General features: G+C 59.9%; 24 protein-coding genes and 1 riboswitch. Of the genes, 19 read left to right on the top strand and 5 right to left on the bottom strand.

Features of this window, described 5'->3' with window-relative positions:
• Positions 1-10: 10 nt before the first annotated feature.
• From CHH27_RS10505 to CHH27_RS10485, 5 genes are all read left to right on the top strand, one after another.
• Positions 11-595: a VOC family protein gene (locus CHH27_RS10505; RefSeq protein ID WP_094071543.1), complete on the top strand. Its 585-nt coding sequence runs from the start codon at positions 11-13 to the stop codon at positions 593-595.
• A 141-nt stretch (positions 596-736) separates the two neighbouring features.
• On the top strand, positions 737-1,210 hold the full coding sequence (locus CHH27_RS10500) for a RimK/LysX family protein (RefSeq protein ID WP_094071542.1): 474 nt from the start codon (positions 737-739) through the stop codon (positions 1,208-1,210).
• A 53-nt stretch (positions 1,211-1,263) separates the two neighbouring features.
• Positions 1,264-2,169 carry a 30S ribosomal protein S6--L-glutamate ligase gene (gene rimK / locus CHH27_RS10495; RefSeq protein ID WP_094071541.1) on the top strand — a complete coding sequence of 302 codons (906 nt, stop codon included), beginning with the start codon at positions 1,264-1,266 and terminating at the stop codon, positions 2,167-2,169.
• Positions 2,166-3,227 (top strand): succinylglutamate desuccinylase/aspartoacylase family protein, encoded by a 1,062-nt coding sequence (locus tag CHH27_RS10490; RefSeq protein WP_094071540.1) that lies wholly within the window; start codon positions 2,166-2,168, stop codon positions 3,225-3,227. Before rimK ends, CHH27_RS10490 begins: the two co-directional genes overlap by 4 nt.
• 147 nt (positions 3,228-3,374) lie before the next feature.
• Positions 3,375-5,672: a xanthine dehydrogenase family protein molybdopterin-binding subunit gene (locus CHH27_RS10485; RefSeq protein WP_094071539.1), complete on the top strand. Its 2,298-nt coding sequence runs from the start codon at positions 3,375-3,377 to the stop codon at positions 5,670-5,672.
• 78 nt (positions 5,673-5,750) lie between these two features.
• On the opposite strand, the gene sbmA is transcribed toward CHH27_RS10485, so the two are convergent.
• Complete coding sequence (gene sbmA, locus CHH27_RS10480; protein WP_305773791.1) at positions 5,751-6,782, bottom strand: peptide antibiotic transporter SbmA; 1,032 nt, start codon at positions 6,780-6,782, stop codon at positions 5,751-5,753.
• Between the two features lie 349 nt (positions 6,783-7,131).
• On the opposite strand from sbmA, the gene CHH27_RS10475 reads away from it, so the two are divergent.
• Positions 7,132-8,133 (top strand): DMT family transporter, encoded by a 1,002-nt coding sequence (locus tag CHH27_RS10475; protein WP_094071537.1) that lies wholly within the window; start codon positions 7,132-7,134, stop codon positions 8,131-8,133.
• Between the two features lie 178 nt (positions 8,134-8,311).
• Positions 8,312-8,608, top strand: a complete 297-nt coding sequence (locus CHH27_RS10470; RefSeq protein WP_094071536.1) for a GIY-YIG nuclease family protein — start codon at positions 8,312-8,314, stop codon at positions 8,606-8,608.
• 150 nt (positions 8,609-8,758) lie between these two features.
• Here the strand turns inward: CHH27_RS10470 and CHH27_RS10465 are convergent, their stop codons facing one another.
• Both CHH27_RS10465 and CHH27_RS10460 read right to left on the bottom strand, forming a co-directional pair.
• Complete coding sequence (locus tag CHH27_RS10465) at positions 8,759-9,172, bottom strand: hypothetical protein (RefSeq protein ID WP_094071535.1); 414 nt, start codon at positions 9,170-9,172, stop codon at positions 8,759-8,761.
• A 30-nt stretch (positions 9,173-9,202) separates the two neighbouring features.
• Positions 9,203-9,439 (bottom strand): Lrp/AsnC ligand binding domain-containing protein, encoded by a 237-nt coding sequence (locus CHH27_RS10460; protein ID WP_094071534.1) that lies wholly within the window; start codon positions 9,437-9,439, stop codon positions 9,203-9,205.
• Positions 9,440-9,576: 137 nt separating this feature from the next.
• Positions 9,577-9,687, top strand: a riboswitch (TPP riboswitch).
• Here CHH27_RS10460 and CHH27_RS10455 point away from each other — a divergent pair.
• From CHH27_RS10455 to CHH27_RS27615, 6 genes are all read left to right on the top strand, one after another.
• Complete coding sequence (locus CHH27_RS10455; protein ID WP_094074661.1) at positions 9,679-10,452, top strand: hydroxyethylthiazole kinase; 774 nt, start codon at positions 9,679-9,681, stop codon at positions 10,450-10,452. (Overlaps the previous riboswitch by 9 nt.)
• Positions 10,453-10,484: 32 nt before the next feature.
• On the top strand, positions 10,485-11,291 hold the full coding sequence (gene thiD / locus CHH27_RS10450; protein ID WP_094074660.1) for a bifunctional hydroxymethylpyrimidine kinase/phosphomethylpyrimidine kinase: 807 nt from the start codon (positions 10,485-10,487) through the stop codon (positions 11,289-11,291).
• A 1-nt stretch (position 11,292) separates the two neighbouring features.
• Positions 11,293-12,393, top strand: a complete 1,101-nt coding sequence (locus tag CHH27_RS10445; RefSeq protein WP_094071533.1) for a TRAP transporter substrate-binding protein — start codon at positions 11,293-11,295, stop codon at positions 12,391-12,393.
• Between the two features lie 596 nt (positions 12,394-12,989).
• Positions 12,990-14,195 carry an OmpP1/FadL family transporter gene (locus tag CHH27_RS10440; protein WP_208988794.1) on the top strand — a complete coding sequence of 402 codons (1,206 nt, stop codon included), beginning with the start codon at positions 12,990-12,992 and terminating at the stop codon, positions 14,193-14,195.
• Positions 14,196-14,598: 403 nt separating this feature from the next.
• Positions 14,599-15,462 (top strand): hypothetical protein, encoded by an 864-nt coding sequence (locus tag CHH27_RS10435; RefSeq protein ID WP_094071532.1) that lies wholly within the window; start codon positions 14,599-14,601, stop codon positions 15,460-15,462.
• Between the two features lie 507 nt (positions 15,463-15,969).
• The gene (locus CHH27_RS27615) at positions 15,970-16,713 is read left to right on the top strand and encodes a hypothetical protein (RefSeq protein ID WP_157738847.1); all 744 of its coding nucleotides are present in this window, start codon (positions 15,970-15,972) and stop codon (positions 16,711-16,713) included.
• A 27-nt stretch (positions 16,714-16,740) separates the two neighbouring features.
• Here the strand turns inward: CHH27_RS27615 and CHH27_RS10425 are convergent, their stop codons facing one another.
• A complete protein-coding gene (locus CHH27_RS10425; RefSeq protein WP_094071530.1) occupies positions 16,741-17,520 on the bottom strand; it encodes an SDR family oxidoreductase in 780 nt (259 codons plus the stop codon).
• 236 nt (positions 17,521-17,756) lie between these two features.
• On the opposite strand from CHH27_RS10425, the gene CHH27_RS10420 reads away from it, so the two are divergent.
• The 5 genes from CHH27_RS10420 (at position 17,757) to CHH27_RS10400 (ending at position 23,394) form a co-directional block, all read left to right on the top strand.
• Positions 17,757-18,560 carry a UDP-2,3-diacylglucosamine diphosphatase gene (locus CHH27_RS10420; RefSeq protein WP_094071529.1) on the top strand — a complete coding sequence of 268 codons (804 nt, stop codon included), beginning with the start codon at positions 17,757-17,759 and terminating at the stop codon, positions 18,558-18,560.
• Positions 18,557-19,606, top strand: coding sequence for a glycosyltransferase family 1 protein (locus tag CHH27_RS10415; RefSeq protein WP_094071528.1), 1,050 nt, complete (start codon positions 18,557-18,559; stop codon positions 19,604-19,606). The genes CHH27_RS10420 and CHH27_RS10415 overlap by 4 nt, the downstream gene beginning before the upstream one ends.
• Before the next feature lie 182 nt (positions 19,607-19,788).
• Positions 19,789-20,799: a threonine/serine dehydratase gene (locus CHH27_RS10410; RefSeq protein WP_094071527.1), complete on the top strand. Its 1,011-nt coding sequence runs from the start codon at positions 19,789-19,791 to the stop codon at positions 20,797-20,799.
• A gap of 283 nt (positions 20,800-21,082) precedes the next feature.
• On the top strand, positions 21,083-22,411 hold the full coding sequence (locus tag CHH27_RS10405) for a globin-coupled sensor protein (RefSeq protein ID WP_094071526.1): 1,329 nt from the start codon (positions 21,083-21,085) through the stop codon (positions 22,409-22,411).
• Between the two features lie 269 nt (positions 22,412-22,680).
• Entirely contained in the window at positions 22,681-23,394 is a 714-nt protein-coding gene (locus tag CHH27_RS10400) for a DUF4272 domain-containing protein (protein WP_094071525.1), read from the top strand.
• A gap of 180 nt (positions 23,395-23,574) precedes the next feature.
• Here CHH27_RS10400 and CHH27_RS10395 read toward each other — a convergent pair whose 3' ends face one another.
• Complete coding sequence (locus tag CHH27_RS10395) at positions 23,575-24,759, bottom strand: protein phosphatase CheZ (protein WP_094071524.1); 1,185 nt, start codon at positions 24,757-24,759, stop codon at positions 23,575-23,577.
• Positions 24,760-24,880: 121 nt separating this feature from the next.
• Here CHH27_RS10395 and CHH27_RS10390 point away from each other — a divergent pair, with 121 nt between their 5' ends.
• Positions 24,881-26,050: an MFS transporter gene (locus CHH27_RS10390; protein WP_094071523.1), complete on the top strand. Its 1,170-nt coding sequence runs from the start codon at positions 24,881-24,883 to the stop codon at positions 26,048-26,050.
• Positions 26,051-26,234: the final 184 nt, after the last annotated feature.

Here is a 26,234-nt window from a genome sequence, read left to right as displayed (position 1 = left end):
GAGGAAGGCCATGCAGAAAATCCAGACACAGGGCATTCACCACATCACGCTGACCGGGGCGGACCGGCAGACATCCATCGATTTCTGGGAAGGCGTGCTTGGCATGCCCTTTGTTTTCGAACAGCCCAATCTGGATGATCCCAACCAGAGCCATCTCTATTTTGACCCCGGCGATGGTCGGCTGATCACGATCTTCACCAACGAGGAGCGCAAGCCGGATCCGGAGCCGGCGCCGCAGACCATCGGCTGCGTCCACCATCTGGCACTTGATGTTTCGCAGGCGACATTCCGCCAGATCGCCGAGCGGCTGGAGGCACGCGGCATCGAGCACAGCGGGCCGAAGGATCGCGGTTTCATGGATTCCATCTATTTCCGCGATCCGCTGGGTCTTCTGATCGAACTGGCAAGTTACCGGTTCAAACCACCTGAAGGTGTCCAGATGGGCGAAGTCATGCTGGAGGCGCACCGGATCCGGGTGGCGCGCGGCGACTACAATATCCAGGAAGTTCATCTGGCCGATGCGATCGAACTTCTGACGCGGGAGACACGGCGCAGCCTGTCGGACGACCGAAGCCCGAAAAACCCTTATTCCTGATCCCGAGACGGGGCCGGTTGCTGATTGCGGTCGGGCCTCGTGGCGCCCCCGTATTGCGCCGATCCCGATGCCGTGCCATGCTCGAAACCGAGGGTGGTCGCGACATGCCTTCCGTAGAAGAAGGTGCTGGGAACTTATTGAATGACAAGGACAAAATCAGTCCGCCCGGCCGTTTCGGCCGACATTATCGGCTGGCGCGAAATTGTCAGCCTGCCGGAACTTGGCGTCTTTGACATGCGTGCCAAGATCGACACCGGCGCCCGCACATCGGCACTTCACGCCGAGGAGCAGGAACTGTTCAACCGGGATGGCGCGCGTTGGGTGCGTTTCCGGGTTCCTGCCTCCAGGCATCACAGTGACTTTCGGGTCGAAGTGCCCGTTCTGGATGAGCGGAACATCAAGAACACAGGCGGCGTGCCGGAAAGCCGGGTGGTGATCAGAACCCTGCTTCATCTTGGCACCCATCACTGGCACGTGGATGTGTCGCTCGCGGACCGGAGCAATATGGGCTTCGACATGATCCTCGGGCGAACGGCAATTCGTCGGCGCAATGTCCTGGTGAATGCCGGCCGGTCCTTTCTGGCCGGCAAGCCCGCACCGGTTACCCAACACTGAAGTCGATGTCAGGCAGCGGCCTGTTTGAAGGCCGAGAGCAGGGGATGAGATTCATGAAGATTGCAATGATGGCCCGGAACCCGGAGCTCTATTCGCACCGGCGCCTGAAGGAAGCCGCGGAGGAACGCGGCTACCAGCTGGACATCATCAACACGCTGCGCTGCTACATGAACATCGCCTCCAGGCGACCCGAAATCTACTACAACGGTGACAAGCTGACCGGCTATGACGCGGTGATCCCGCGGATCGGTGCGTCGGTGACCTTCTACGGCCTGGCGGTGCTGCGCCAGTTCGAGATGATGGGCGTCTATCCGCTGAATGAATCGGTTGCCATCGGTCGCTCGCGCGACAAGCTGCGGTCCATGCAGCTGCTCGCGCGGGACGGCATTGGCCTGCCGGTGACAACCTTTGCCCATGATCCGAAGATGACGGAGGAAGTGCTGCAGACGGCCGGCGGGGCACCCGTCGTGATCAAGCTTCTGGAAGGCACGCAGGGCATCGGCGTGGTCCTCGCCGATACGGAACGCTCGGCAAAGTCGGTCATCGAGGCCTTTCGCGGTGCCAATGTGAATATTCTGGTGCAGGAATTCATCAAGGAAGCAGGGGGCTCGGATATTCGGGCAATCGTTGTCGGCGGCAAGGTGATTGCTGCCATGCAGCGGACAGGGGCCGAAGGTGAGTTTCGCTCCAATCTTCACCGCGGCGGCAGCGCCAAGCCGATCAAGATCTCCCCGGAGGAACGCTCCACCGCCGTTCGGGCTGCCAAAACGATGGGGCTCAATGTCTGCGGTGTCGATATGCTCCGGTCCAATCACGGGGCTGTCGTGATGGAAGTGAACTCCTCGCCCGGCCTGGAGGGCGTTGAAAAAGCGACCGGGATCGATGCGGCCGGGAAGATCATCGATTTTCTCGCCAAACATGCGGTGGCCGGAAAGACCAAGACGAAGGGCAAGGGGTGAAAAAGACAGTCGACCCCTTCCTGATCGGTGAGCATTCGATTGCACCCGGGACACGGCGCACGGTGGACCTGCCGGTCAGCGTGCTGTCGGATCATACGCCCGTCACCATGTCGGTGCATGTGCTGCACGGGCGGCGGCCCGGCCCTGTCCTTTTTGTCAGCGCGGCGGTTCACGGAGATGAGGTGATCGGGGTGGAGATCGCGCGCCGGATTCTGAAGGCGCCGCAGCTCGAGGCCCCGGAGCTGGAGAAACTGAAGGGCACACTGCTGGTCGTGCCGATCGTCAATGCGTTCGGTTTCCTGAACCATTCCCGCTACCTGCCGGACCGGCGCGATCTCAACCGGTCCTTCCCCGGCAGTCAGCGCGGTTCGCTGGCCGGGCGGCTGGCGAACCTGTTCATGACGGAGATCGTCAATCGCTCGGATTTCGGCATTGATCTGCATTCGGCGGCGATCCACCGGATCAACCTGCCGCAGATCCGCGTGTCGCCGTCGCGGCCGGAAACGCTGACGCTGGCAAAGGCTTTTGGCGCGCCGGTTGTTCTGACCTCCAAGCTGCGCGAAGGTTCCATGCGGGAAGCAGCCCAGTCCAAGGGCACGGACGTTCTGGTGTTCGAGGCAGGCGAGGGGCTTCGGTTTGACGAGATGGCGATCCGCGCGGGCGTTTCCGGCATCCTGCGGGTGATGCGGTCCCTCAAGATGCTTGGCGCGAAGGGCATTACCCGGCCGAAAGCGCCGTCGATCCTGACCAAGTCAAGCTATTGGGTGCGGTCACCGGCAGGCGGGCTGCTGCGGCCGTTCAAATATATCGGCGATGTGGTCGAACCGCAGATGCTGCTCGGCATCGTCTCGGATCCCTTCGGCGAGAATGAGCGCGAGGTGATTGCAGAGTACGGCGGTCTTGTCATCGGGCGCACCAATCTGCCTGTCGTCAATGAAGGCGATGGCCTGTTTCACATTGCCGATGTCAGCGAGAAATACGATGCGGAACTGACGCTCGACAGCCTTGTCTCACAACTTGAGGCCGATCCCTTGTTTGATGAGGACGAGATCATTTAAGATAGTCGGGAAGATTTTTCCAACGAGGGAGGCGATGGCCGCCCTCTGGCCTCACAAGCTTCAGAACACTATGTACGATATAGACACCGTGCATGGTGCTTGAAATTCGTCTCGGGATTGCCTTCCCAAACAAGCAGGTCCAATTCGATGAACCAGATGGTCACTCCGAAATTCGGTGTCGGCGCGCCTTTGCGTCGCAAGGAAGATGCTCCGCTTCTCACGGGCAAGGGCATCTATACAGCAGACTACATGCCGGATGGCTGCCTCCATTCCGTCGTGGTGCGCTCTGCCATGGCGCATGCAAGGATCAGCCTGGAAAATGTCGATGACATCCGCGCCATGGAAGGCGTTCATCTGGTGCTGACCGGCGCTGAACTCGCCGGCAAGACCATGCCCTGCCAGGTCGGCCTGAAGCAGATCGATGGCAGCAACTACCCTGTTCCCGACCAGCCGGTGCTGTGTTCGGACGAAGTGCGTTATGTTGGCGATGCGATCGCCTTTATCGTCGCCGACAGCGTCAGCGCGGCGCGCGATGCGGCTGACATGCTGGAAGTGGATTACGATCCGCTCGACGTCGTGGTGGGGATCGAGGACGCCCTGGCACCTGATGCGGTCAAGGTCTGGCCCGAGTTTGACAGCAATGTCGCCTTCACCTTCGGGCAGGGCGATGCCGCCAAGACCGACGAGGCCTTTGCCAAGGCCGCGAAGACCGTTTCCATCGACGTGGTCAACAACCGGATCGTTGCCAATTACATGGAGCTGCGCGGCTGTGTCGCCGAGTTTTCATCCGAGACCGATCGTTTCAAGCTGACGCTGGGCACCCAGGGCGGACATGGTCTGCGCGGTGTCATCTGCGGCATTCTGGGGCTTGAACAGGACAAGCTGCAGGTGATCACGCCGGAAGTCGGCGGCGGTTTCGGCACCAAGATGTTCTGTTACCGGGAATATCCGCTGGCGATGATCGCGGCCCAGGAACTTGGCCGCCCTGTGCGCTGGAACGGGGAGCGCATGGATCACTTCGTCACCGATGCCCATGGCCGGGACAATCTCACCCATGCAGAACTCGCTCTGGATGCGGACAACCGCATTCTCGGACTGAAGGTGCATGTGAAGGCGGCCATGGGTGCCTATCTGCACCAGTTCGCGCCGTTCATCCCCTTCGTCGGCACCTCCATGTCGTCCGGGCTTTACGACATTCCGGCGGTCTTTGCGAAGGTCGAGGGTGTCTACATGCACACCGTGCCGACCGATGCCTTCCGCGGCGCTGGGCGGCCTGAAGCGGCCTATCTGATCGAGCGGCTGATCGACAAGGCGGGGGAGGAAACCGGCCTCGGCCCGGTAGAGATCCGCAAGCGCAATTTCATCAGGCAGGACCAGCTGCCCTATACGACCCAGACCGGACGCATGTATGACACCGGCGATTTCGCCGGACATCTCGACAAGGCGCTGGACGTCGCCGACTGGGCGGGCTTCAAGGCCCGCCAGGAGGCAAGCGCCGCGGCCGGCAAGTATCGCGGCATCGGCCTTTGCTCCTATATCGAGGCCTGCGCCTTTGCCGGCGGCGAGGAAGCAACGCTTGAACTCGACGAAAAGGGCAGCCTGACGCTTTTGATCGGCACCCAGACCAACGGACAGGGCCATGCAACCGCCTACAGCCAGGTGGTCGCCGAGGAATTCGGTGTCGCCATTGAGGATGTGGACGTGATCCAGGGTGACACAGACCGGGTGCGGAAAGGCGGCGGCACCGGCGGGTCCCGCTCGATCCCGATCGGTCTGCCGTCCGTGCGCGAAGCCGGCCGGACGCTGGTGAAGAAGGTCAAGGAACTGGCGGCCGACCGGCTGGAAGCCGGGATCGAGGATCTGGAGCTCGACAGCGGCCTGGTGCGTGTTGTCGGAACCGACCAGCAGGTGACACTGGCGGAGATCGTCGCCGAAGCCGGCGAGACCCTGTCGGCGCGCGAAGAGGTCAAGCAGTCGGAAAACACCTATCCCAACGGCACCCATGTCTGTGAGGTGGAAGTGGATCCGGACACCGGCGACGTCGATCTCACCAATTACGTGATCATCGACGACTTCGGCGTCACGGTGAACCCGCTGCTGCTCGCCGGTCAGGTCCATGGCGGGGCGGCGTCAGCCGTCAGTCAGGCGCTGTGCGAACAGACGGTCTATGACGAGGATGGCCAGCTTCTGACCGCCTCTCTGCTCGACTATCGCATGCTGAGGGCCGCCGACCTGCCGGACATCCATTTCGAAACCCGGAACATTCCGTCGACCACCAATGCCATGGGCATCAAGGGCGCCGGCGAGGCCGGCACGATTGGCGGCTGTGCGGCGGTGATGAATGCGGTTCAGATGGCCCTGAAGGACGGCGCCGGCGTCAGCAACCTGGTCGACATGCCGGCGACACCGATCCGGGTCTGGGAGGCGATCCAGTCGGCGGGGTAGGTCAATCATCGTATCTGTAGAGTTAAAGGCGTCCAACCGGACGCCTTTTGTCTTTTGGCTGAACGCTCAACCCGCTGTTCATTCGGCAGGTAGCGGGTAGGGCTCTCCACCTGCGCGTTCGTACTCCCAGATGTTCTTTTCGAACGCTCTTAGGCGCTTGTGGATCGAGATCAGTTCGATGATGACGCCCCACGAGTTGGCCAGGAATTGAAAGGAGTTTTCAACTTGGCTGAAGGCGGAGCTAATACGCTGTAGCAATCCATAAGTAATTGCACCTGCTAGAATGGTTGGAGCGAGAACTACAAAAGGTATCAGAACTGCACCTTGCAAATAAACCCACTTTGCGACGTCGAAATACAGGTAATGGAAGTACAGCTTGAAATAGTTTTTTCGGACGTCTTTATAAAGATCTACGATCGTTTGAGGCTCCGCTCTGTCTTCGTGGTCCTCGCCGTAAACAAGTTCTTTTCTATAGGCCGCCTCGACTTTCTGGTTGTTGAATTCCAGTCCAGGGAGCTTGATTCCAACCAAGGCAAGCAGAACTGTGCCGAATGCCGCTGACAGGAGCGCTGCAAAGACTAGGGAGCCTTCGACCTGACCGATTAGCGGAAGTTCCGTTACATGTTGGGAAAGCTGCCAAAGGATGGGAAGAAATGCCACAAGGGTCATTACCGACCGCATGAACGATACGCCCAGACTTTCCATTATCCGGGCGAACCTCATTGTATCTTCCTGCACCCGCTGCGCCGCGCCTTCGATATTGCGCACGACGTGCCAGTGAGACATGTAATAGTCGTTCATTGCTGTCCGCCATCTGAATACAAAATGCCGAACAAAAAACTCTAGAATGACCGCGACGGTTATGAGCGGAATGGCAACGTATAGAAAATCCATAATGCCAGACCAGTATTCCGCCGCGCTGACGCTGCCAGGACTTTGCAACGCCTTCTGGATCATGTCGAAAAATGTGCCGTACCATTCGTTGATCTTCACAGACTGCTGGACCTTGTACCAAGTCACATAAAGAATGAGTACGGATCCAACCCAAGCCCAGAGAAACCACTTTTTGCTGAGAAAAAACGAACGGAACATTGAGCACAGCCTCTCGATTCGGAGATATTTCGAGAATTATAGGTGGACGTGGCGACAAGTGGAGAGCGTCGCAAAATATTGATGTCCAATTGTGGAGTTATTGACTGAATTTGACTGTGGTGTGGCGCTCAAACTTTAGAAGAAGGTCCAATCGGTCAAATTCCCAATCTCCAGGATTGCAACATCACAGAAATGTCAGGATACTGGGCGTCCTATCCGCAGCCAATCTTCCCTGACTTCCCACCATCCCTACTCCGTTTGGGTTTTGTGAGTGTTGTTTTGTGGAGGCTGTCACTTTCCATCTTCTTCTTTGTCACCGGCTAGGCACAGAAGGTGAAATCACCGTGCCGGCCAAAGATTGCTTTCCATGCCCCTTGCTTCCATGAAATCCCGCCTGTCCGGTCCGCCGGCCCCCACCGGCATGACCCGGCAGGCACCGCTCCTCGGGATTTCGCTGAAGGTGGCCTCGACGCTTATCTTCTTTGTTATGGCCACCGCCCTGAAAATTGCGGCGGAGACCGTGCCGATTGGGCAGCTGGTCTTTGTGCGCAATTTTTTCGGCCTGTTTCCCGTGCTGCTGATGGTGGCAATGCGCGGGGAGTTGGGACTGGCCTTTCAGACGCAGAACCCGCGCGGACACCTGATCCGGGCAACCATCGGTCTGTCGGCCATGGTCTGCATGTTCACGGCGCTGTCGCTGTTGCCGCTTCCGGATGCCACCGCCATCGGCTTTGCGACGCCGCTCTTCGTGGTTGTTCTGGCGTTTTTCCTGCTGGGCGAACAGGTCCGGATCTATCGCTGGAGCGCAGTCGGGGTCGGCTTTGTCGGGATCCTGGTGGTGCTGTCGCCACATCTCGGCGAGGCGCATCTTGACGGCCCCTCGACCTTCGGCGCGGCAATCGGCGTGTTGGGGGCCGGGTTTGCGGCGCTCGCCATGATCACCGTGCGCAAGCTTTGCGAGACCGAACGTACCTCGACCATCGTCACCTGGTTCGCCGGCGCCTCTACGTTGCTCGCGCTGCTGACCCTGCCGCTCGGGCTCATGCTGCCGGGGCAGGCCTGGGTGCTGCCGGACGCACCAACGGCAGGTCTCCTGGTCCTGATCGGACTGGCCGGTGGCGTCGGCCAGATACTGCTGACCCAGAGCTACCGCTTTGCCGATGCGTCGACCATCGCGCCGTTCGATTATGTCAACATGCTCTGGGCGATCCTCATCGGCTGGCTGGTGTTTTCCGAAACGCCGGTAAGCGAAGTGGTTCTGGGAGCACTGATCGTGATCGCGGCCGGGATCTTCGTCATCTACCGCGAACACAAGCTGGGCCTCGACCGCACCAAGGCCCGCAGGGCGTCAACGCCCTCAAGGTCGTGAGGGGCCTAAGATTGCGTCTTAAGTTTAAACGTTGTTGTGGCGTGGACCTCAGGAGACGGACCGGCCGCAAGCGGTGTTTGTACCGCCGGCACCGTATTTACTGGGTCCCGGACTTGGCTACGCCAATCCGGGATGACAAAATAGGTGTCTCATATCAAATTGCTGCAAAAGGCGAACAATGCACCTTGATCAGCAGTATTACGTCTATCTTCTCGCCAGCAAATTGGGCGGTACGCTTTATGTAGGCGTGACAAACAATCTTGTTGAACGTGTTTCAGCGCATCGTGACGGTATTGGGAGCAAGTTCACGGCCAAGTATTGCATCAATCGGCTGGTCTATTTCGAAGTGCACGAAGAAATTGACTGGGCAATTAAATGCGAAAAACAGGTTAAGCGCTGGAGGCGCGCTTGGAAAATCCGCATGATTGAAGAGAAGAACCCGAATTGGGATGATCTCTTTCCTTCGCTCGTTTAGCTTATGTCTCCATTGTCATCCCGGATTGGCGTAGCCAAGTCCGGGACCCAGTAATCGGAAACGTTCAACGTTATCGCCAGCGTGGCGGCTGCGAGGTCGACCACGCCTTTGACGCCAAAATAAGGCAACTGATGCGTTGCCAGGCAGATCTTACTGCGGCTTGTATTCAAACCGTTCGACCTGGCTCTTGGTGCCGTCCGGGAAAATGAGCTGAACGCTGATTGACTGGGTCGAGCCGGCCGGCCGTTCCAGATAGGGCTTTTCCTTCAGGACCGCGTTCGGATTGTCCGGGTTGCATGCTTCCAGTTCCCACTCCTGGTCGATCGGGCCGTCATTGAGGCCGTAAAAGACATAGTCGATCCCGCATTTCCAGGATTCAAGGTGGGTGAAATAGATCAGCTCCTGGCCCTGCCAGTCGCGAAAGGCAACCCAGTTGGCCTTGGTCAGGTCAAGGATCTGCTTGATCTGCTCCGGCGGCATGCCCTGCGCGGAGGCCGGTGCGGCGATAGCGGCAGACGAAAGGGCGAGGCCGAGGCAAAGGGCTGTCGATTTCAGAAATTGCATGAAACATTCTCCGTAGAACGCGGATAGGCTCTAAAAAGCCTTGAAGGTGATGATCGTCTTGGTGTCCTGGATACCGTCGATCGGGTGCACCTTTTCATTGACGAAATGGCCGATATCCGCGCCGTTATCGACATAGAACTTCACCAAGAGGTCATAATCACCACTGGTCGAATAGACTTCGGACGCAATCTCCGCATCGGCAATCGCATTGGCGACCTGGTAGGTCTTGCCCAGCTGGCATTTGATCATCACGAAAAACGGTATCATGCGGTGCTCCGGAATTGCTGTTCCAAATGATGCCCATGGACATCGCCCATCTGGGCGTTTCAGTCAATCGTTGAACGTCCGGCCGGCAAGACGGAAAGCCGCACTTGCAATCGCCCGTGCCGCTTGTTAACCGTGCAGGCGTCTCATGGGGGTGCCCGGCCATTCCGGATCGGGCTGAGAGGCAGCCTGCCAACTCCTTGAACCTGATCCGGCTGATACCGGCGGAGGGACTTGAGATCATGACACTTTCCATTGCTGCCACCACGCAATCGCTGACGCCCGAAACGGTTTACGGACTGCTCGAAAAGGTCAGACGGCAACAGCCGCGCATTCATGCCATCACCAATGCGGTGGCCCAGGCCTTCACGGCCAACACGTTGCTGGCGCTTGGCGCTGTTCCGTCAATGACGGTTGCGCCGGAAGAGGTGGCAGGATTTGCGGCAAGCGCAGACGCATTGCTGGTCAATCTTGGCACGCTGGACGAGACCCGGCGGGCCGCCATCCCCCTGGCGATCGAGGCTGCCCGCGCAACCGAAAGGCCTGTCTGCATCGATCCGGTCTTTGTCGACCGGTCTCCGTCACGCTGTGCCTTTGCGCTGACCCTGTTGGCGTCCCGGCCTGATCTCGTACGTCTGAACACGGCTGAACTCGAGGCCCTGTTTCCGGAAAGGGCTAGGGCGGACGCGCTGATTGCCAGTGGAACGGTTCTGGCCGTGACCGGCGCGGAAGACAAGATCGAGAGCGAAGGCGAGGATTTCCGTCTGTTGAACGGGCACCCGCTCATGAGCCGTGTCACGGCGACAGGCTGCGCCGGTGGCGCGGTTCTGGCCGCCTTCTGCGCCGTGGAGGGCGACAAGGCGCTGGCGGCGGCCTGCGGCCTCTCCGTCTTCAACATTGCCGGTGAACTGGCGGCCGTGCGCGCTGGCGGGCCCGGCAGTCTCGTTCCGGAATTGCTCGACGCGCTTTACGGCCTCAGCCTGCGCGATATCGAGGCACGACTCCAGACCGCCTGACTTCAATTCCAATCACATCCCGGGAGATGCAGATGACCGCCATTGCGGTAACCATTGCAGGGTCCGACAGCGGCGGCGGCGCCGGTGTCCAGGCCGACCTGAAAGCCTTTTCCGCAAACGGTGTTTACGGCGCCAGCGTGCTGACGGCGCTGACGGCCCAGAACACGCTTGGTGTCAGCACCATTCATGATGTGCCACCGGAGTTTGTCCGGGCCCAGATCGATGCGGTCTATTCCGATCTGGCCGTCAAGGCGACCAAGATCGGCATGCTGTCGCGCGTGGACACCATTCAGGCCTTGGCCGAAGGGCTGAAAGCCCACGCCACGGGGCCCGTTGTGCTGGACCCCGTCATGGTGGCCGCCTCCGGCGATCCGCTGCTCGCCGACAGTGCCGTCACAACACTGATGGCCGAACTGGTGCCGCTGGCCGATATCATCACACCGAACCTTCATGAAGCCGCCCGCATGCTGGAAACCGGCCTTGCGAGCGACGAAGCGGACATGAAGGCCCAGGGCGAGAAACTGCTGGGGCTGGGCGCTAAGGCTGTGCTGATCAAGGGCGGGCATGGTGAAGGCGCAGAGAGTGCGGACCTGCTTCTGACCAGGGACGGCACGTCCCGTTGGTTGCGCGACAGGCGGATCGACACCGGCAATACCCACGGCACCGGCTGCACCCTGTCGTCGACCATCGCGGCCGGCCTTGCGAAAGGCCTGTCGATGGATCAGGCGGTTGCCGATGCCAAGGCTTATATCCAGGCCGCCATCGCGGCCGCCGACACGCTTCAGATCGGCAGCGGGCATGGGCCCGTGCACCATTTTCACGGCTATTGGAGCAAGTGAGATGAACAAGACGAGTGGCCAAAGGACACATGTGAACCGCCGCGCCTTGCTTGGTGCGACGGCGGCCGGTGCTGCCGGTCTGGCAGCGCCTGCTGTTGCCCAGGAGCAGGCTACGCTGGAATGGAAGCTGGTCACATCCTGGCCGAAGAACCTGCCGGGTCCCGGCATCACCGCGCAGCGGATCGCAGACCAGATCGAACTGATGTCGGGTGGCCGCATGCGTGTGCGCCTGTTTGCCGCCGGGGAACTGGTGCCTGCGCTGGGCGTCTTCGATGCGGTTTCGGCCGGCACAGCCCAGATGGCCCACACGGCTTCTTTCTTCTGGCAGGGCAAGATCCCGGCCTCTGTCTATTTCACGGCCGTGCCCTTCGGTCTCCTGCCGCATGAACATATTGCCTGGATCGAGCAGGGCGGCGGGCAGGCGCTCTGGGACGAGCTCTATGCGCCGTTTGGTCTGAAGCCGGTCATGGCGGGCAATACGGGCGTCCAGATGGGCGGCTGGTACAAGCGCGAGATTGCAGGCCTTAATGATCTCAAAGGGCTGAAGATCCGCATGCCGGGCCTCGGGGGCGAGGTGATGCGCCGTCTCGGCGCCACGCCGGTCAGCCTGCCGCCGGGTGAATTGTTCCAGGCCCTGCAGAGCGGCGTTCTGGATGCGACCGAATTCCTGGGGCCCTGGTCGGATCGCGCGATGGGGTTTCAGAAGGTCGCGCACAACTACTATTCGCCCGGCTTCCACGAGCCGAACGGCACGGGGGAGGCTCTCTTCAACACAACAGCTCTGGACGGGTTGCCGGAGGATCTGAGAGCCATCGTGCTGGACGCCTGCCGGGCCGAGAACGGGCGGGCGCTGGCGGAAAGCGACTGGCAGAACGCCGGCAGCCTGAAACTGCTGCAGGAAGAAGACGGCGTGACGGTCCGGCCGTATCCGGAGCCGGTTCTGGCAGCGCTGCGGGAAACGGCCGCTGATGTTCTTGCCGAATTTGCGGAAAGGGATCCGTTGGCCGGGCGCATCCAGGAAAGCCATCAGGCGGCACGGGAGCGTCTGGCCCCGTGGAGCAGCATCGCCATGCGCAATTTTATGTCGGCGCGGGACGGCTAAGCAGGCGACAGATGAACCGGCAGCGCGCACAGGAACGCGGTGCCGGTATCACCGATCTTCGCACCCATTCTCTCGGCAGCTCCTGACATTTTACCGCTGGCCCGTTCCTTCAGTGCTATCCCGGGCGTTGAGACAAATGGGTTGCCGTAAAGTCATTTTATTGGTGATTTTACCGAGGGTCTTCAGGTCATTTGTCCAACAACCTACCCGTGTTCCCTAACGACACGTGTGGCAAAGCCGCAACGTTCAATGGCTAATTTACGTTATCGGAAGCTGGTATTTTTTCTGCCTCTTTTTTGGGCAAAAGAGTCAACTTGTGTCGATCATGTGACGAAGTGTCTCTGAACTTATCGATTTTTGGGTGATGAGCGGACGTTCAGCCGAAACCTAAGGGAAATTCCTGACTATATTGCAATGCAGCAAGCGATTTTCTGCCAATCCCCAGTCCCAATATTGTGTTGAAACCGGGCGCCTTCTCCGGGAATTCTGTCATCAGTTGTCATGAATCACCCAGCGGGAAGGGGATGGGAGGAAACACCATGTCGTGGGCAAACAAAAAAACAGTTCTATTTGCGTCGACCGCGGTCGCGCTATCTATGGTTGTAGGCGCGGCGCATGCCGGCGGCTTCGCCCTGCGTGAGCAGAGCTCCTATTATCAGGGCATGTCTTTTGCCGGTTACGGCACAACGGGCGGCGGCATTTCGTCCATGTACTGGAACCCGGCTTCGTTGATGGGGGCTCAGAAGGGCCTGACCGTCGAGGCGCACAACACGGGGCTGTTCCCTGTCTCGGAGGTTAACGGTACCCTGTCGGGCGGCTTTCTGGGAACCTCGTCCATCGGCAGCGGCGACCTCGCGTCCGACGCGTTCATTCCGGCGTCCTATGCGGCGTACCGGCTGAATGACCAGCTCATCTTCGGTGTTGGTATCAACGCCCCGTTCGGTCTCTCCACCAAGCCGGATTTCAACTGGGCGGCCCAGTTCTACTCCCGCTCCTCGTCCGTGTTCTCGATGAACGTCAACCCGGCGGTTGCGTTGCAGATCAACGAGATGGTGTCGGTCGCGGTCGGTGTTCAGGTCCAGTACCTGAAAGTGTCGCTGAAATCCGCTGACGCCACGTCCGGTGCCGGCTTTCCGCGCTCCAACGAGATCAAGGGGGATGATGTCGGCTTCGGCGTGACCGCCGGTCTGACCGTGCGTCCGTGGGAAGGCACCGAGATCGGCATCGGCTATCGCTCCGGTGTTGGTCATGACCTTGATGGCGATCTGATCGTGGGGGGCGTCACCAGCGCGATCGGCCTTGGTGTCGTGACACCGGACATGGTCAACATCTCCGCGCGTCAGAAGATCACCGACAAGATCCGCGTTCTGGGAACGGTCGAATGGACCAACTGGAGCCGTCTGAAGTCGCCGCGCGCAATTTCCGACACCAGTGGCGCGACGCTGACCACGCTGCATTTCAACTATGATGACGGCTGGTTCTTCTCGCTCGGTGGTGAATATGACTTCAACGATCAGCTGACCCTTCGGGCCGGTCTCGGCTACGAGATCTCGCCGATCGACGAGGACATCCGTTCCACCCGCCTGCCGGACAACAATCGCTGGTGGCTGTCTGCCGGTGCGACCTATGAATTCAACAAGCATATGTCGTTCGATCTGGGCTATACCCACATCATTCCGGAAGCGACCAAGATCAACATTGCGCCTGGGCACCAGGACTATAACGCCACCTTCGGCACCTACACCGCCGATGTCGACAGCCACGTCAACATCATCTCCGCATCGCTGCGCTACAAGTTCTAAGACCAGCTCAGCAGCGTCTTGACGAGAGGCCGGGGCATTGCTCCGGCCTTTTTGCTTGGCGGATTTCAAACCGGACATCTTGTGTGTCGGGTCCGGTGGGGTCCAGTTGCCGGGAGAAGCTGGAGCAAACTGGTTTAGCGGATAAAGGCGCCGTGTTTTGCCGCCCAAATTCGATTGCCGAGTAGAATAATATTCAATTATTGATGGATGCGTAATTTCTGTGATTTTCAATATTCAGATGATTGAATGGATTTCTGTATCTATTGTTTCGCCTATTGTCTTGAAAGCTTTTATGTTTTGTCGACTTGTTTGCGGGCGATTGAATAGACTCGGCGTATCGTTGCGAGTCTTCGTCTTTCGGGTGTATGATCTCTTCCTGGGGATATCCGGTTGAGTTGGGGTCATGAATTTCTTTTATGCTCTTATGGTCGCGGCGTTTGGCGGCACGGTCGGGGTGCTTTCGGCCATCACGATTTCTTCGACAAGCAACACCATTATCGAGATTGCGGCCGGAATCCTGATCGGCGGGGGAGGGGTCTATGCGCTCTTGCGCGGCAGCGGTCCCCAAAACCTGCAGCTGGGGCTTGTCGGCAAACTCGGTTGTCTTTTTCTGCTTTTCTTCTGGGGAACATGGGCTGGCACGAAATACCTTGTCGACCAGGCCTCAAACCCCTGGTCAGATCAACGGGATCCTGTAACGGCTTCATTGATCTGGGAAACCGAAGCGCTGTCGAAATCGCTTGGGATCGGTTTCCGTACCTACTCTGCGACAATCGACGCTGTGCTGCCAAAGACTTCTCAGCCCAGGCCTGACTGGTGCGATCAGGACCCTGTCAGTTGGGTGAAAAAGATGGATGCCATCCTGGGTCACGCGAAAATCTGCGCCTCGGGTGAGGACAAGGTTCAGCTGGACGTCCTGGCGCTCGATATGAAATCGGCTCAGGGGGCTGCTTCAAATGGGCAATTGTCGAGAGAAAGAGCAGGCGAGCTGACCAGGTTGTTCTGGGAGCAGTTCCCGAACAGTCCCGGCTTGACCAGCGCGGCGGAGCGCAGCTGTCCTGTGGCCGGAGACTTGTCTCCAGAACAGGACGTCTGGCTGACATACAGCAAAACCTATTTCGAGAGCTGCCAGCCCAACGAACTGGCCGGTCTTCGAAGGCTGAGAGATCATTTGAGATTGTCCGTCGAACAGCTCGGAAAATCCGGAATTTCCACTGTGCCACCTACGCGCAATCCTTTTGCCGAGGAGCGCCTTTCGACACGTTGACGAGGAAACGCCATGTCTCGCCTTTTCATGTCTCTCGTTCTTGTTCCGGTTGCCCTGTTCCCGGTCAGTTCCGTCGCGCAGGACCTTACCCCCGGCGTGAGTGACTTTAAGGTTGGAGGCGCAGCATTTCAGGACGACTTTCTTGATCGGCTGAACCCGCAAAATTTCCCGACTGAGCTTCTTGGAAACAGAAACCGGCTTCAGACGCTTGGTTTCTCCGACTTCGTGATTGCGCAGGAGGATTTGGGGTCTTCAACCCGGGACGACGTCAACTCGAGTTCGCGGATTTCCTGGACATTTGCCGATTTCAGCTGTGCTGGTTGTATCGAGCAGGTTGTCTCTCCGAAAAAGGCCCGCGATCAGTTCGGCGGGGCTTCAGGAGCAGCCTCCAGGTGGCGAGCCCGTTCTCTTGAGGCCGACCAGGCTGCAATCGACGCTGAAAAGGTGACATGCGATGCAGCTGTTCAAGTCCTGTTCGACACCGTGTGTGACGGAAACAGACAATGCGTGATCGAAGATGCCTATGGTGATCTGTGCGTGCAAGACCACACAAACTCACCGGAAACCTTGAAAACCTGTCTGACCGCCGAAGCTACCTATGTTGACGCCTGTTTTGGAGACGGTGCGTTCCTTGCCGGTGCAGACCATTTGTCATTCAATGGCATCCTGTCCGCAGACACAGGCGAAGCTGTTTGCTCCGCATCCGTCGCGACAATGCCTGAGAATTATGTGGCAAGTGGCCAGGATGCGCTCGTTCAACTCGCGTTCACGGCCGAGCACTGTATCGACGGAGACAATCAGGCCGTTGGATTTCGAGCGCCGCGCAGCATGGATCTGGTTGCGGCGCCCGCGCGGCGGCCTGACGACGGATCAGAGCTCGACCAGTTGGATGCCCGGGTGTTCCCGATCGCGTTCCAGGCTCGTTTCGAAACCATCCAGGCGGCAGATCCGGTCCTGTTTGAGCCAACCGCCTTTTGCGGCCTCAACGCGATTTCCATGCACCGGCGCGCCATGGCGGAGATGAACAACCTTCAAAACTTCCTGCATGGCGGAAGGTGCGATACGTCCAACCTTTGCACGATTGTTTCAAAAGTGGGCACAGAGCTCCGACATACCTGCCAAAGCACGCGTGGTGGCAGCGGTGGAGCGCTTGTTCAAAAGCAAGAGGATCAATTTGTGCTCGTGGGGATCAATGAAGGCAGCGACGCCACCGGCGTCGTGGCGTCGAACCTCGGCATAAGCTTTCGATGACCTGTGTGAGAGGGAGGCTCTCCGCCCTCAAAACGCCGCGGGGTAGAGCCCGCCATCCATCAGGATGTTCTGGCCGGTGATGTAGCCGGCGTGCCGGGAGCACAGGAAGGCACAGGTCTGGCCGAATTCTTCCGCATTGCCGAAGCGTTTGGCCGGAATGCCGGCGGCCTGTTCCGCGCGGATGTCGTCGAGGCTCCTGCCGGTCTGTTCAGCCGTGCGCGTGAAGCCACCCTTCAGCCGGTCGGTATCCATCTTGCCAGGGAGCAGGTTGTTGATCGTGATGCCGTGCGGGGCAAGCTGGCGGCAGACACCCGCCAGAAAGGCCGTCAGGCCGGCGCGCGCGCCGCTGGAGAGGTCGAGACCCTCGATCGGCATCTTGACGGAGAGCGAAGTGATGTTGACGACACGGCCGAAACCGCGTGCCTTCATGCCGGGCGTTACCGCCTGGATCAGCTCTACCGGCGTTACGAAATTCTGAATCGCACCGCTGATCAGCGCCTCGCGATCAAGCTCGGTATAGTCCTTGCGGGGCGGGCCACCGTTGTTGTTGACCAGAATGTCGGGGTCGGGACAGGCGGCAAGCAGGGCCTGTTGGCCTGACTGGGTCGAGACATCGGCCGCAACAGCGGTGACGTCAACGCCGAAGCGGGTCTCCAGTGCCGCCCGCGTCTCCGCCAGAACAGCTTCGTCGCGCCCGTTCAGGACGACGGAACAGCCGGCTTCGGCGAGCGCCTCGGCGCAGCCCCGGCCGAGCCCGCGGCTGGATGCGCAGATGATTGCTTTTTTGCCCTTCAGTCCAAGGTCCATGGAATGTCTCCCGTCCGATCACTTTAAGCGTCTTTGTGGACGCTCAGGTCGCGCAGTGTCAAACGGGAAGCTGCTACGGGCCTGCCGCTGAGACATCGCGATGTAAATCCGGCGCGTGTCCACGTATTAATCATGAAGGCGGAAAACAAAATCAGGGAAGGAAGACGGCTTAATTGTCATAATAGTGATACTTGAATCGCGTCTATAGCGCCCCAATAGGAATTTGGAGAATTGCCATGTCGACCGCCGAGGGATCGCGGCATTACCGGGCATTGTTTCTGTCGGACGTTCATCTTGGCACGCGCGGCTGCCAGGCGGAGATGCTGCTCGACTTTCTGAAGGATCACGACGCCGAGACCATCTACCTGGTCGGCGATATCGCCGATGGCTGGCGGTTGAAGCGGTCCTGGTACTGGCCGCAACTGCACAATGATGTGGTTCAGAAAATCCTGCGCAAGGGCCGCAAGGGAGCCCGGATCATCTATATCCCCGGCAATCACGACGAGTTCCTGCGCAGTTTTCTCGGTACCCATTTCGGTGGTGTCGAGGTGACCGACAGCATCATTCACGAGGCCGCCAACGGCAAGCGCTACCTGGTGATCCACGGCGATCAGTTCGATGTAGTTATCCGGCACGCCAAGTGGCTGGCCTTTTTCGGCGACAAGGCCTATGTGACCGCCCTTGGCATCAACACCTGGGTCAATTTTGTGCGCAGGAACCTTGGACTGACCTACTGGTCCCTGTCCGCCTGGGCGAAGCTGAAGGTGAAAAACGCCGTAAGTTTCATCGGCCGGTTCGAAGAGGCGCTGTCCGACGAAGCGCGCCGGCAGGGGGTTGACGGTGTGATCTGCGGTCACATCCACCACGCGGCCGACAGGGATCTCGACGGGATCCACTATATCAATACGGGTGACTGGGTAGAGAGTTGTACAGCGGTCGCCGAGCACCATGATGGCACGTTTGAGGTGATCAGATGGGTGGACAAGACCCAGACGAAAGCGGTGCGGCCGAAATCCAAGGAAGCACCGGTCGCCGCATGAGTTCCATTCTTATCGTGACGGATGCCTGGCATCCGCAAATCAACGGCGTGGTCCGCTCGCTGGAACGCACCGCGGAAGAGCTTGAGGCCATCGGTGTCAGGGTCGAAGTGCTGTCCCCGCAGGAATTCAAGACCCTGCCGTGCCCGACCTATCCAGAAATCAGGCTGTCCCTGACCCATCGCGGCATCGTTCGGCGCAAGATCGAAGAACATGGCTGCGAGCACCTTCACATTGCAACAGAAGGACCGCTGGGTCTGCTGGCCGCCAGTGTTGCGAAAAAGACCGGGCGTCCGTTCACGACCAGCTACCACACCCGGTTTCCCGAATATGTTTCCGCGCGGTTGCCGGTTCCCCTGGCCTGGTCCTACAGCTGGCTGCGGCGGTTCCACAATGCCGGCTGTGGCTGCATGGTGGCCACGCGCTCGCTGGAACAGGACTTGCGGGACCGCGGTTTCAACAACCTGATGCGCTGGTCCCGGGGTGTCGACGAGCAGCTTTTCAAGCCCTATGAGGGCTCGGTTCTGCCTGAAGAGTTGCCGCGCCCCGTTTTCATGTATGTCGGGCGGGTCGCCGTTGAAAAGAACATCAAAGCCTTCCTGGATCTCGATCTGCCCGGTTCGATGGTGGTCGTCGGCGACGGGCCACAACTGGACAGCCTGCGCCGGGAATATGCAAAGGTCCATTTCACCGGGGCCAAGGTGGGCGAGGAGCTTGCCCGCCACTATGCCGACGCGGACGTGTTTGTCTTCCCCTCGCTGACAGACACCTTTGGCAACGTGATGCTGGAGGCACTCGCCTGCGGTGTTCCGGTGGCGGCCTATCCGGTCATGGGGCCGCTCGACGTGATAGGTGACACCGGTGCCGGCGTGCTGTCCGAAGATCTTCGCGAGGCCGCGATCGCCTCTCTGGACATTCCCCGGGATCATTGCCGGAAAATCGCCCTGAATTATACCTGGGCCGCCAGCGCGCGTCAGTTCCTGGACAATTGCATCGAGGCGCGGGACATCTACAACAGCGTCCACGGCGACGCCAAGGCCGCCGAGTAACTCCCGGCTGGTCCCGTCTTCGCAAACGGCTAAATTGACACCCGGACAATTTCCTGCTGGCGCGGTCCGCTCTCCTGTGAAATTTCTTTGCTGAATGCCAGCCCCTGGTGGCGGGCCGGTTATTCGCGTGCCCAGGCATGGCGGATGGCTGTTTTCTGTTTCAGAACCAAGAAAGAGCTCACATGACGGACCTCCACTCCCAAGTCGTTGAAACGTCCCCTGCGGCGGTGTCGATCGATGACATCCGCGCTGCTGCCGAGCGCATCCGCGGTGAAGCGGTGGTGACACCGGTCCTGCGGCATCCGGCTCTGGATGCGGCGGTCGGGGCCACCGTTCTGATCAAGCCCGAGAACCTTCAGCGCAGCGGGTCCTTCAAGTTTCGTGGCGCCTTCAACCGCCTTAACCTGATCCCGGCGGCGGACCGGCCGCGGGGCGTTGTGGCCTGTTCTTCCGGCAACCATGCCCAGGGTGTGGCGGCAAGTGCGCAGCTGCTCGGCATGCCGGCGACCATCGTCATGCCCGCAGATGCGCCCGCGATCAAGCTGGAGCGGACGCGCGGCTTCGGGGCAAAGGTCGTGACCTATGATCGGGCCACGGAAGACCGGGACGAGATCGCTGCGGCACTCTGCCGCGACAGCGGTGCGACCTTCGTGCATCCCTTCGATGATGCCGGCGTGATCGCCGGGCAGGGCACTGTCGGCCTTGAACTGGCCGGACAGGCCAGAGACCTTGGTCTGGCGCTCGACGACGTGTGTGCCTGTACGGGAGGAGGCGGTCTGTCGAGCGGCATCGCGCTCGCTCTTTCGGAAGTGTCGCCCAAGACCCGGTTTCATACGGTCGAACCGGCGGGTTTCGACGACTACAAACGCTCGCTTGACGCAGGGGAGCGCCTGAGCAACACGGAAAAATCCGGTTCGGTCTGCGATGCGCTCTTGTCCGAAACGCCCGGGGAAATCGGGTTTTCCATCCTGAAACGACTGTCCGGAGACGGGCTGGTCGTCACCGACAAGGAAGCCCTGGCCGCCGTCGCCTTTGCCTTTACCGAACTGAAGCTCGTTGTGGAACCGGGCGGGGCAGTGGCCCTGGCCGCGCTGCTCTCCGGCAAACTGCCGGTTGCCGGCAAGACGGTTGGCGTCGTCTTGACCGGTGGCAATATTGATCCACAGATGCTGATGACGGCGCTTGCCCGTTAACCCTCTCTTAGAGCCTCTTTTGTAGAGCGGAAGTGAAGGCGGATTAACTGCAACCGGGAGTGGGGTTCCGGGGAATGCACCGTCTTCAATTCGTCGAGACGGGACGAACGGAATGCAGGGCCTGAGCAAGTATCGTCTGCGCTGAAGGCAGGCGTATCGCTTCTCCTAACATCGCCGGGACGTGACCGTGACGCTGCTTTGGCGCCGGCAAATCTGCGCGACCTCAAGCACAGGTCGCCAGAGGTGCGGAGCAGCGTGTGCACAAATGAGTTAAGAGGCTTCAATGCAACACACCAGTTTGAAGGACCGGCTGACATTCTTCCGGTATGAGGAAGAAGACCGCGCCCTGGCGCGATCTCTCTGGCCGCAGATCAAGTCCGCCTTGCCCCAGGTTCTTCAGGATTTTTACGCCCACGTCAAAACCGTGCCGCATCTGGCGGATCTTGTCGGTGAACAGCAATCCCGTCTGGTGGCTGCGCAGATTGCTCATTGGGAAGGTCTGTTTTCCGATGGACCTGACGCTGCCTACGGGGAACGTGCCGTCCGGATCGGATTGGCGCATGTGCGCATCGGGCTCGATCCCAGCTGGTACATCGGCGGGTACTCTTTTGTGCTGACTCGCCTGAGCGATCAGTTGATGAAGACGCGCTTCCTGTCGAACGCCAGGCGCAGCCGGGCGCTGGCGCTTTTGAACAAGCTGATCATGCTCGACATGGACCTCGCCATTTCGACCTATCACGACAAGATGGTTTCGGACGCTGTTGCGCGCGAGGAAGGGCTCAAATCGGCCATCCAGGAGTTTCAGGACACGCTCGGCGGCACGATCGGTGCGCTTCGCTCAGCCTCGGACGAACTGGATACCTCCTTCGGCAGCCTGAGCCGCGAGACGGAAGAGATCAGCTCCCGGATTGTTGCCATGGACAGTTCCTCCGGGGAAACGGCCAGCGGTGTCCAGTCAAGTGCGACGGCCACGGAAGAAATGACCGCCTCCATCAGCGAGATTGGTCGGCAGGCGGGACAGTCCCGCGAAATGGCGCTGAAGGCCGTAGAAGGCGCGCGCAACACGAATGAATCCATGACGGAACTGGCTCGCTTCGCCGAGCAGGTGGGCTCGGTGATCGGACTCATCTCCGACATCGCGGCCCAGACCAACCTGCTGGCGCTCAATGCCACGATCGAGGCCGCACGGGCAGGCGAGATGGGCAAGGGGTTCGCCGTCGTTGCCTCGGAAGTCAAGGAACTGGCCAGCCAGACCACCAAGGCGACGGAAGACATCACGGAGCAGATCGCCAGCATCCAGCAGGCGACCCAGCAATCGGCCCAGGACATCGACGGCATCACCACCATCATCGGCGAGCTGTCGGAAATTGCGACCGGCATCGCTTCGGCCGTGGAACAGCAGGCTGCCGCCACGGCGGAGATTGCCTCCTCCGTGCAGCTGGCCGCCCAGGGCACACAGTCGGTGACCGACGAGATCACGGCGGTACGTGGCTCCGTGGAGACGGTCGGCGGCACGGTCGGATCGATCCGCAACCTGTCGACCTCCCTGAAAGGCCAGGCAGATCACCTGGGTCTTCAGGCCGAGCAGTTCTTCGACAGGATCAACGGCTGATCCAGGACCGCTGATGCAATTGGCCTCCGCCACCTCTCGGGTTGCGGAGGTTTTTCTGTTGCGGGACGCAGGGCAGGTGGACACTGGCCCATCAACCGGGCAAGTACCCTCGTCGCGTTGCTCACCTTTTTGTTGAGCGCTCTCCTGTGTTGCTTCAAAAGGCTTTCAGGACTGGGCTGGTGCAAACATCTTTGAAAACTGGATCTTCGAAACCGGTCCAGTTCTGGCTGACTTGAACGCCAGCTGCCACAGAAGAACGGGGGAAATCCATGAGAGCGGTTTTGAGGTTCCTGACACTGGGCTTGATCCCCATGATGATTGTCAGCATGGTTTCCGCCATGGCGGAAGAGGCGGCAGAACGCAAGGCGCGTTCCATTGAAATCCTGCGTTCAGAAGGTGTGAAATACATTGATCACCTGCCGAAGATCGAGACCGTTGACGAGAGCCTTCGGCGAACGGAGGAAGAAGTCGTAAGGCGAACGCTTGCGCTTGCCATCGTCGCAGTCAAGGCGGAGTCGGACGACTATTCCCTGGGTCAGGAGTTGATCGCGCAGTTCGGGGCGGAAGGGTATTTTACGCCCCACGAAGAAGCCTTCATGAAAGATCGTGCACCAACGGAGCATGAGCGTATTCAGTTCGTGTGGTGCTACGAGGCGGTTCACGTGTTGCTCTGGGCAATGGGGATCTATGACGAGATCGGGTCTCTCGGTGTGATCACGGATGTGCCTGTCCTTGCCGAAACATTGCGGGACCTTGGTCCCGACGGCCTGCGTGCGCGCGCAAGTCTGCGTTCACAGGCCGAACTCCTGGATGCTGCCGATTTGATCTATCGATATCACTGGGCTGTTGTCGATGCGCGCATCAACGGCCGTGCAGCTCCAACCTCCCTTGATCCGGGCGTTGTTTATGAGCGCCACTATACTTTGAACTGGCTGATCGGCTACTCGGACCAACCCTGGGATGACATCTCCACAGACACCTGAACAAGGTTCCAGGTTTTGAACGGGCCTGTGCAGCGACACGCTTCCAGATCTGGTCCAAGACGCCCGGCAAAAGGACTGCCTTGGCCCGAAAGCGAAACGGCCCGGTGAGGATGACTCACCGGGCCGTTTTTCAAAGCGGATAGCTCTTTTGGGAGCGACCGAAAGCTCTTGCGCCTGTTGTCAGTTGAACAGGGCCTGACGCTCTGCTTCGGAAAGGCTTTGCAGAGGGTCGTCACCGTCCTCGGCTGCTGCTTCTTCGGTCAGTTCCCAGTCTGCGTCCGCTTCAGCTTCGGCCTCAGCCTCGGCCTCCGCGTTGACTTCGCTGTCGAACAGCGCCTCGATGGCGGCTTCGTCAAGCGTGGCGTCCGGATCAGCAACATCGAACTCGTCTTCGGCTGCGACGACTTCAGGCACATCCTCTTCAGCTTCGTCTTCTGCGGCCGCCGGGGCAGCTGCGAACATGTCGTCGATTGCGGCTGCGTCCATCGGCTCGTCGCCACCGGCCATGATTGCGTCGATATCAGCCTCGTCGGCCACAGCCTCTTCGGCGGCAGCCATGATGGCGTCGACATCTGCATCGCTGGCATGGACCGGCGCGGCCGGCATTTCAGCGCCGGTTTCCTTGATTGCGGCGTCGAAGACATCGTCGCTTGCAGAGAACAGTTCGTCGACATTGTTCTGGGAAACGCCACCGCCATCCCGCTGCGGGCCGTTGAGCAGATGTGCATCCGGACGGGTATCGACAGGACCGGCGGTTTCGTCCGCGTCCATGTCCTCGATGCCCCAGATGTTGATCATCAGGTTGATGCGGCTTTCCAGATAGCGCAGCACCTGAACGACCTTGTTGGTGCGCTGGCCGGTGAGATCCTGGAAGGAACAGGCCATGAAGATCTCGGTCGCCTTGGCGTCGATGTCGTCGCAAGTCGCATCGTCGGCACCGTTTTCGCGCAGCACCCAGGCTTTTTCCTGGATTTGCTCGGCGGCTTCCAGGATGGACTGGGTTGCGCCTTCCGTCTGCGTTACGATGGCATCGAGCTCATGGGAGGCATCGACAAAGCGGTTGCTGTCGTCGCCTTCCTGCTTGATATTGGCGATCTCGGACTTGGTCCGTTCGATCGCCTCGTGCATGTCGGCAATGTCGAGACGGATCTTGTCGAGGTCCGGAACCTTGCGTTGCCGGGTCACCACCTTCTCGAGCCGGTGGATGGCCCCCAGGATCTCGGTGGTTTCCGGGGTCTTGTTCCGATTGAGAAACTCTTTTAGAAACCGACGCCCGCGATCGGATTCCATCAGGGTCTGTTCGAGGGTCTGATATTCGGCTTCGCCGATCAGTCCTTGCTCTTCCTGTACTGCTTCCGCTTTCATGTGGACGCGTATCTCAACTTGCCTAAGGGTCATCTGTTGCCGCAACGCGGACAACTTATCCTTCAGGGTAAGGCGAAAATCGTTAACATCCTTTTTAGGACGGCTTCCCGCCCGTTAATTCATGGCATTTAACTCAATTCCGATCCGTGCCCGCGTGTCCGGGCTGTTTGCCGGTCACTTCTTCGGATTTGGCCTGTTTCTGCCGTTTTTTCCTGTCGTTCTGGGCGTGAACGGCTTAACTGCCGCAGAGATCGGTTTCATCCTGGGGGCAGGGACTATCGCGAGAATCGCGGCAAGCCCGGCCTTGTCGAATCTCTCCGACAGGACCGGTCAACGGCGATTGTCCGTTCTGATCTATTCGCTGCTTGGGGCGGCGTTCCTGTGTGGGTTCTTCTTGCCTGGCGGTCCGGTCATGCTCGGAATTGCCGTCATCGGATACATGGTGATGAACGCGCCCATCGTTCCCCTGAGCGACGCCTATGCGCTGGATGTTCAACGCAATATGGGGGCGGATTATGCCCGGATGCGTCTTTGGGGGTCCGCCGGGTTCGTCGTCGCCAATCTGGTCGGCGGCGTGCTTGCTGCAGAGGGAACGTCCTGGGTGCTCGTGCTGGCGATCGTCTCAGCGGGGGTGGCCACGGGCGCCGTGGCCATGTCGCTCCCGCGTCAGGAGCGGGGCAACGAGGCTGCGAGCTCGCCTGACGAGGGGGCCGATACACCGTTTCGCAGCATCTGGTTCTGGCCGGTCGTGACCGTGCTCGGCCTGTTCCAGGCCAGCCATGCTGCCTTTTACGGGTTCGGGACGCTCTACTGGCAGGCCAAGGCGGTGCCGGATGTTGCCATTGGTGTGCTTTGGGCCGTCGGCGTTGTGGCCGAAATTGCCTTGTTCAGCGTTGCCGGAAAAATCGCGCAACGCTTTGACCCGCCGGTGTTCCTGTTTGCGGCCGGCCTGGCTGCCACCTTGCGTTGGGCCCTGTTTTCCTTTGCCGACACGTTGCCGGTCATGGCAGCGCTGCAGCTGCTGCACGGTCTGTCCTTCGGGGCGGCGCATCTGGGCGCGGTGGCCATCCTCGCCAAGGTGGTGCCGGCTCGCTGGGCCGGGACCGGACAGGGTTTCCTGGCAACTTCGGTTGGCATCCAGATGGCCATCGGCCTCAGCATCTGCGGCGCGCTTTATGACCTCAACCACGACTGGCCGTTTTATCTGATGGCGGTGGTCGCGCTGGTGGGCACGCTGATCATGATGGCGCTGACACCTCTGGTGCGGCGGCGGATGCGGGCGAGTGACTGAAGCTTGCCGCGACACAACCATGAGAGCCTGTTTCCGGAGCGGCATGTCAGCGCCGTTTCGAAGGATGGGCATTCCGCTCGGGAAACGGTGGCCGATCCTTCGAGACGGGCCTGACGGCCCTCCTCAGGATGAGGTGGTGTGTGTGATGGTCTCTGGTCCTTGCCGAAGGCGCTGATGGGTCGGG

Origin of the sequence: Labrenzia sp. VG12, from assembly GCF_002237595.1 — a bacterium.
Classification (GTDB): domain Bacteria; phylum Pseudomonadota; class Alphaproteobacteria; order Rhizobiales; family Stappiaceae; genus Roseibium.
The sequence above is the reverse complement of the archived record's forward strand: the minus strand, read 5'-3'. Positions and strand labels throughout refer to the sequence as shown.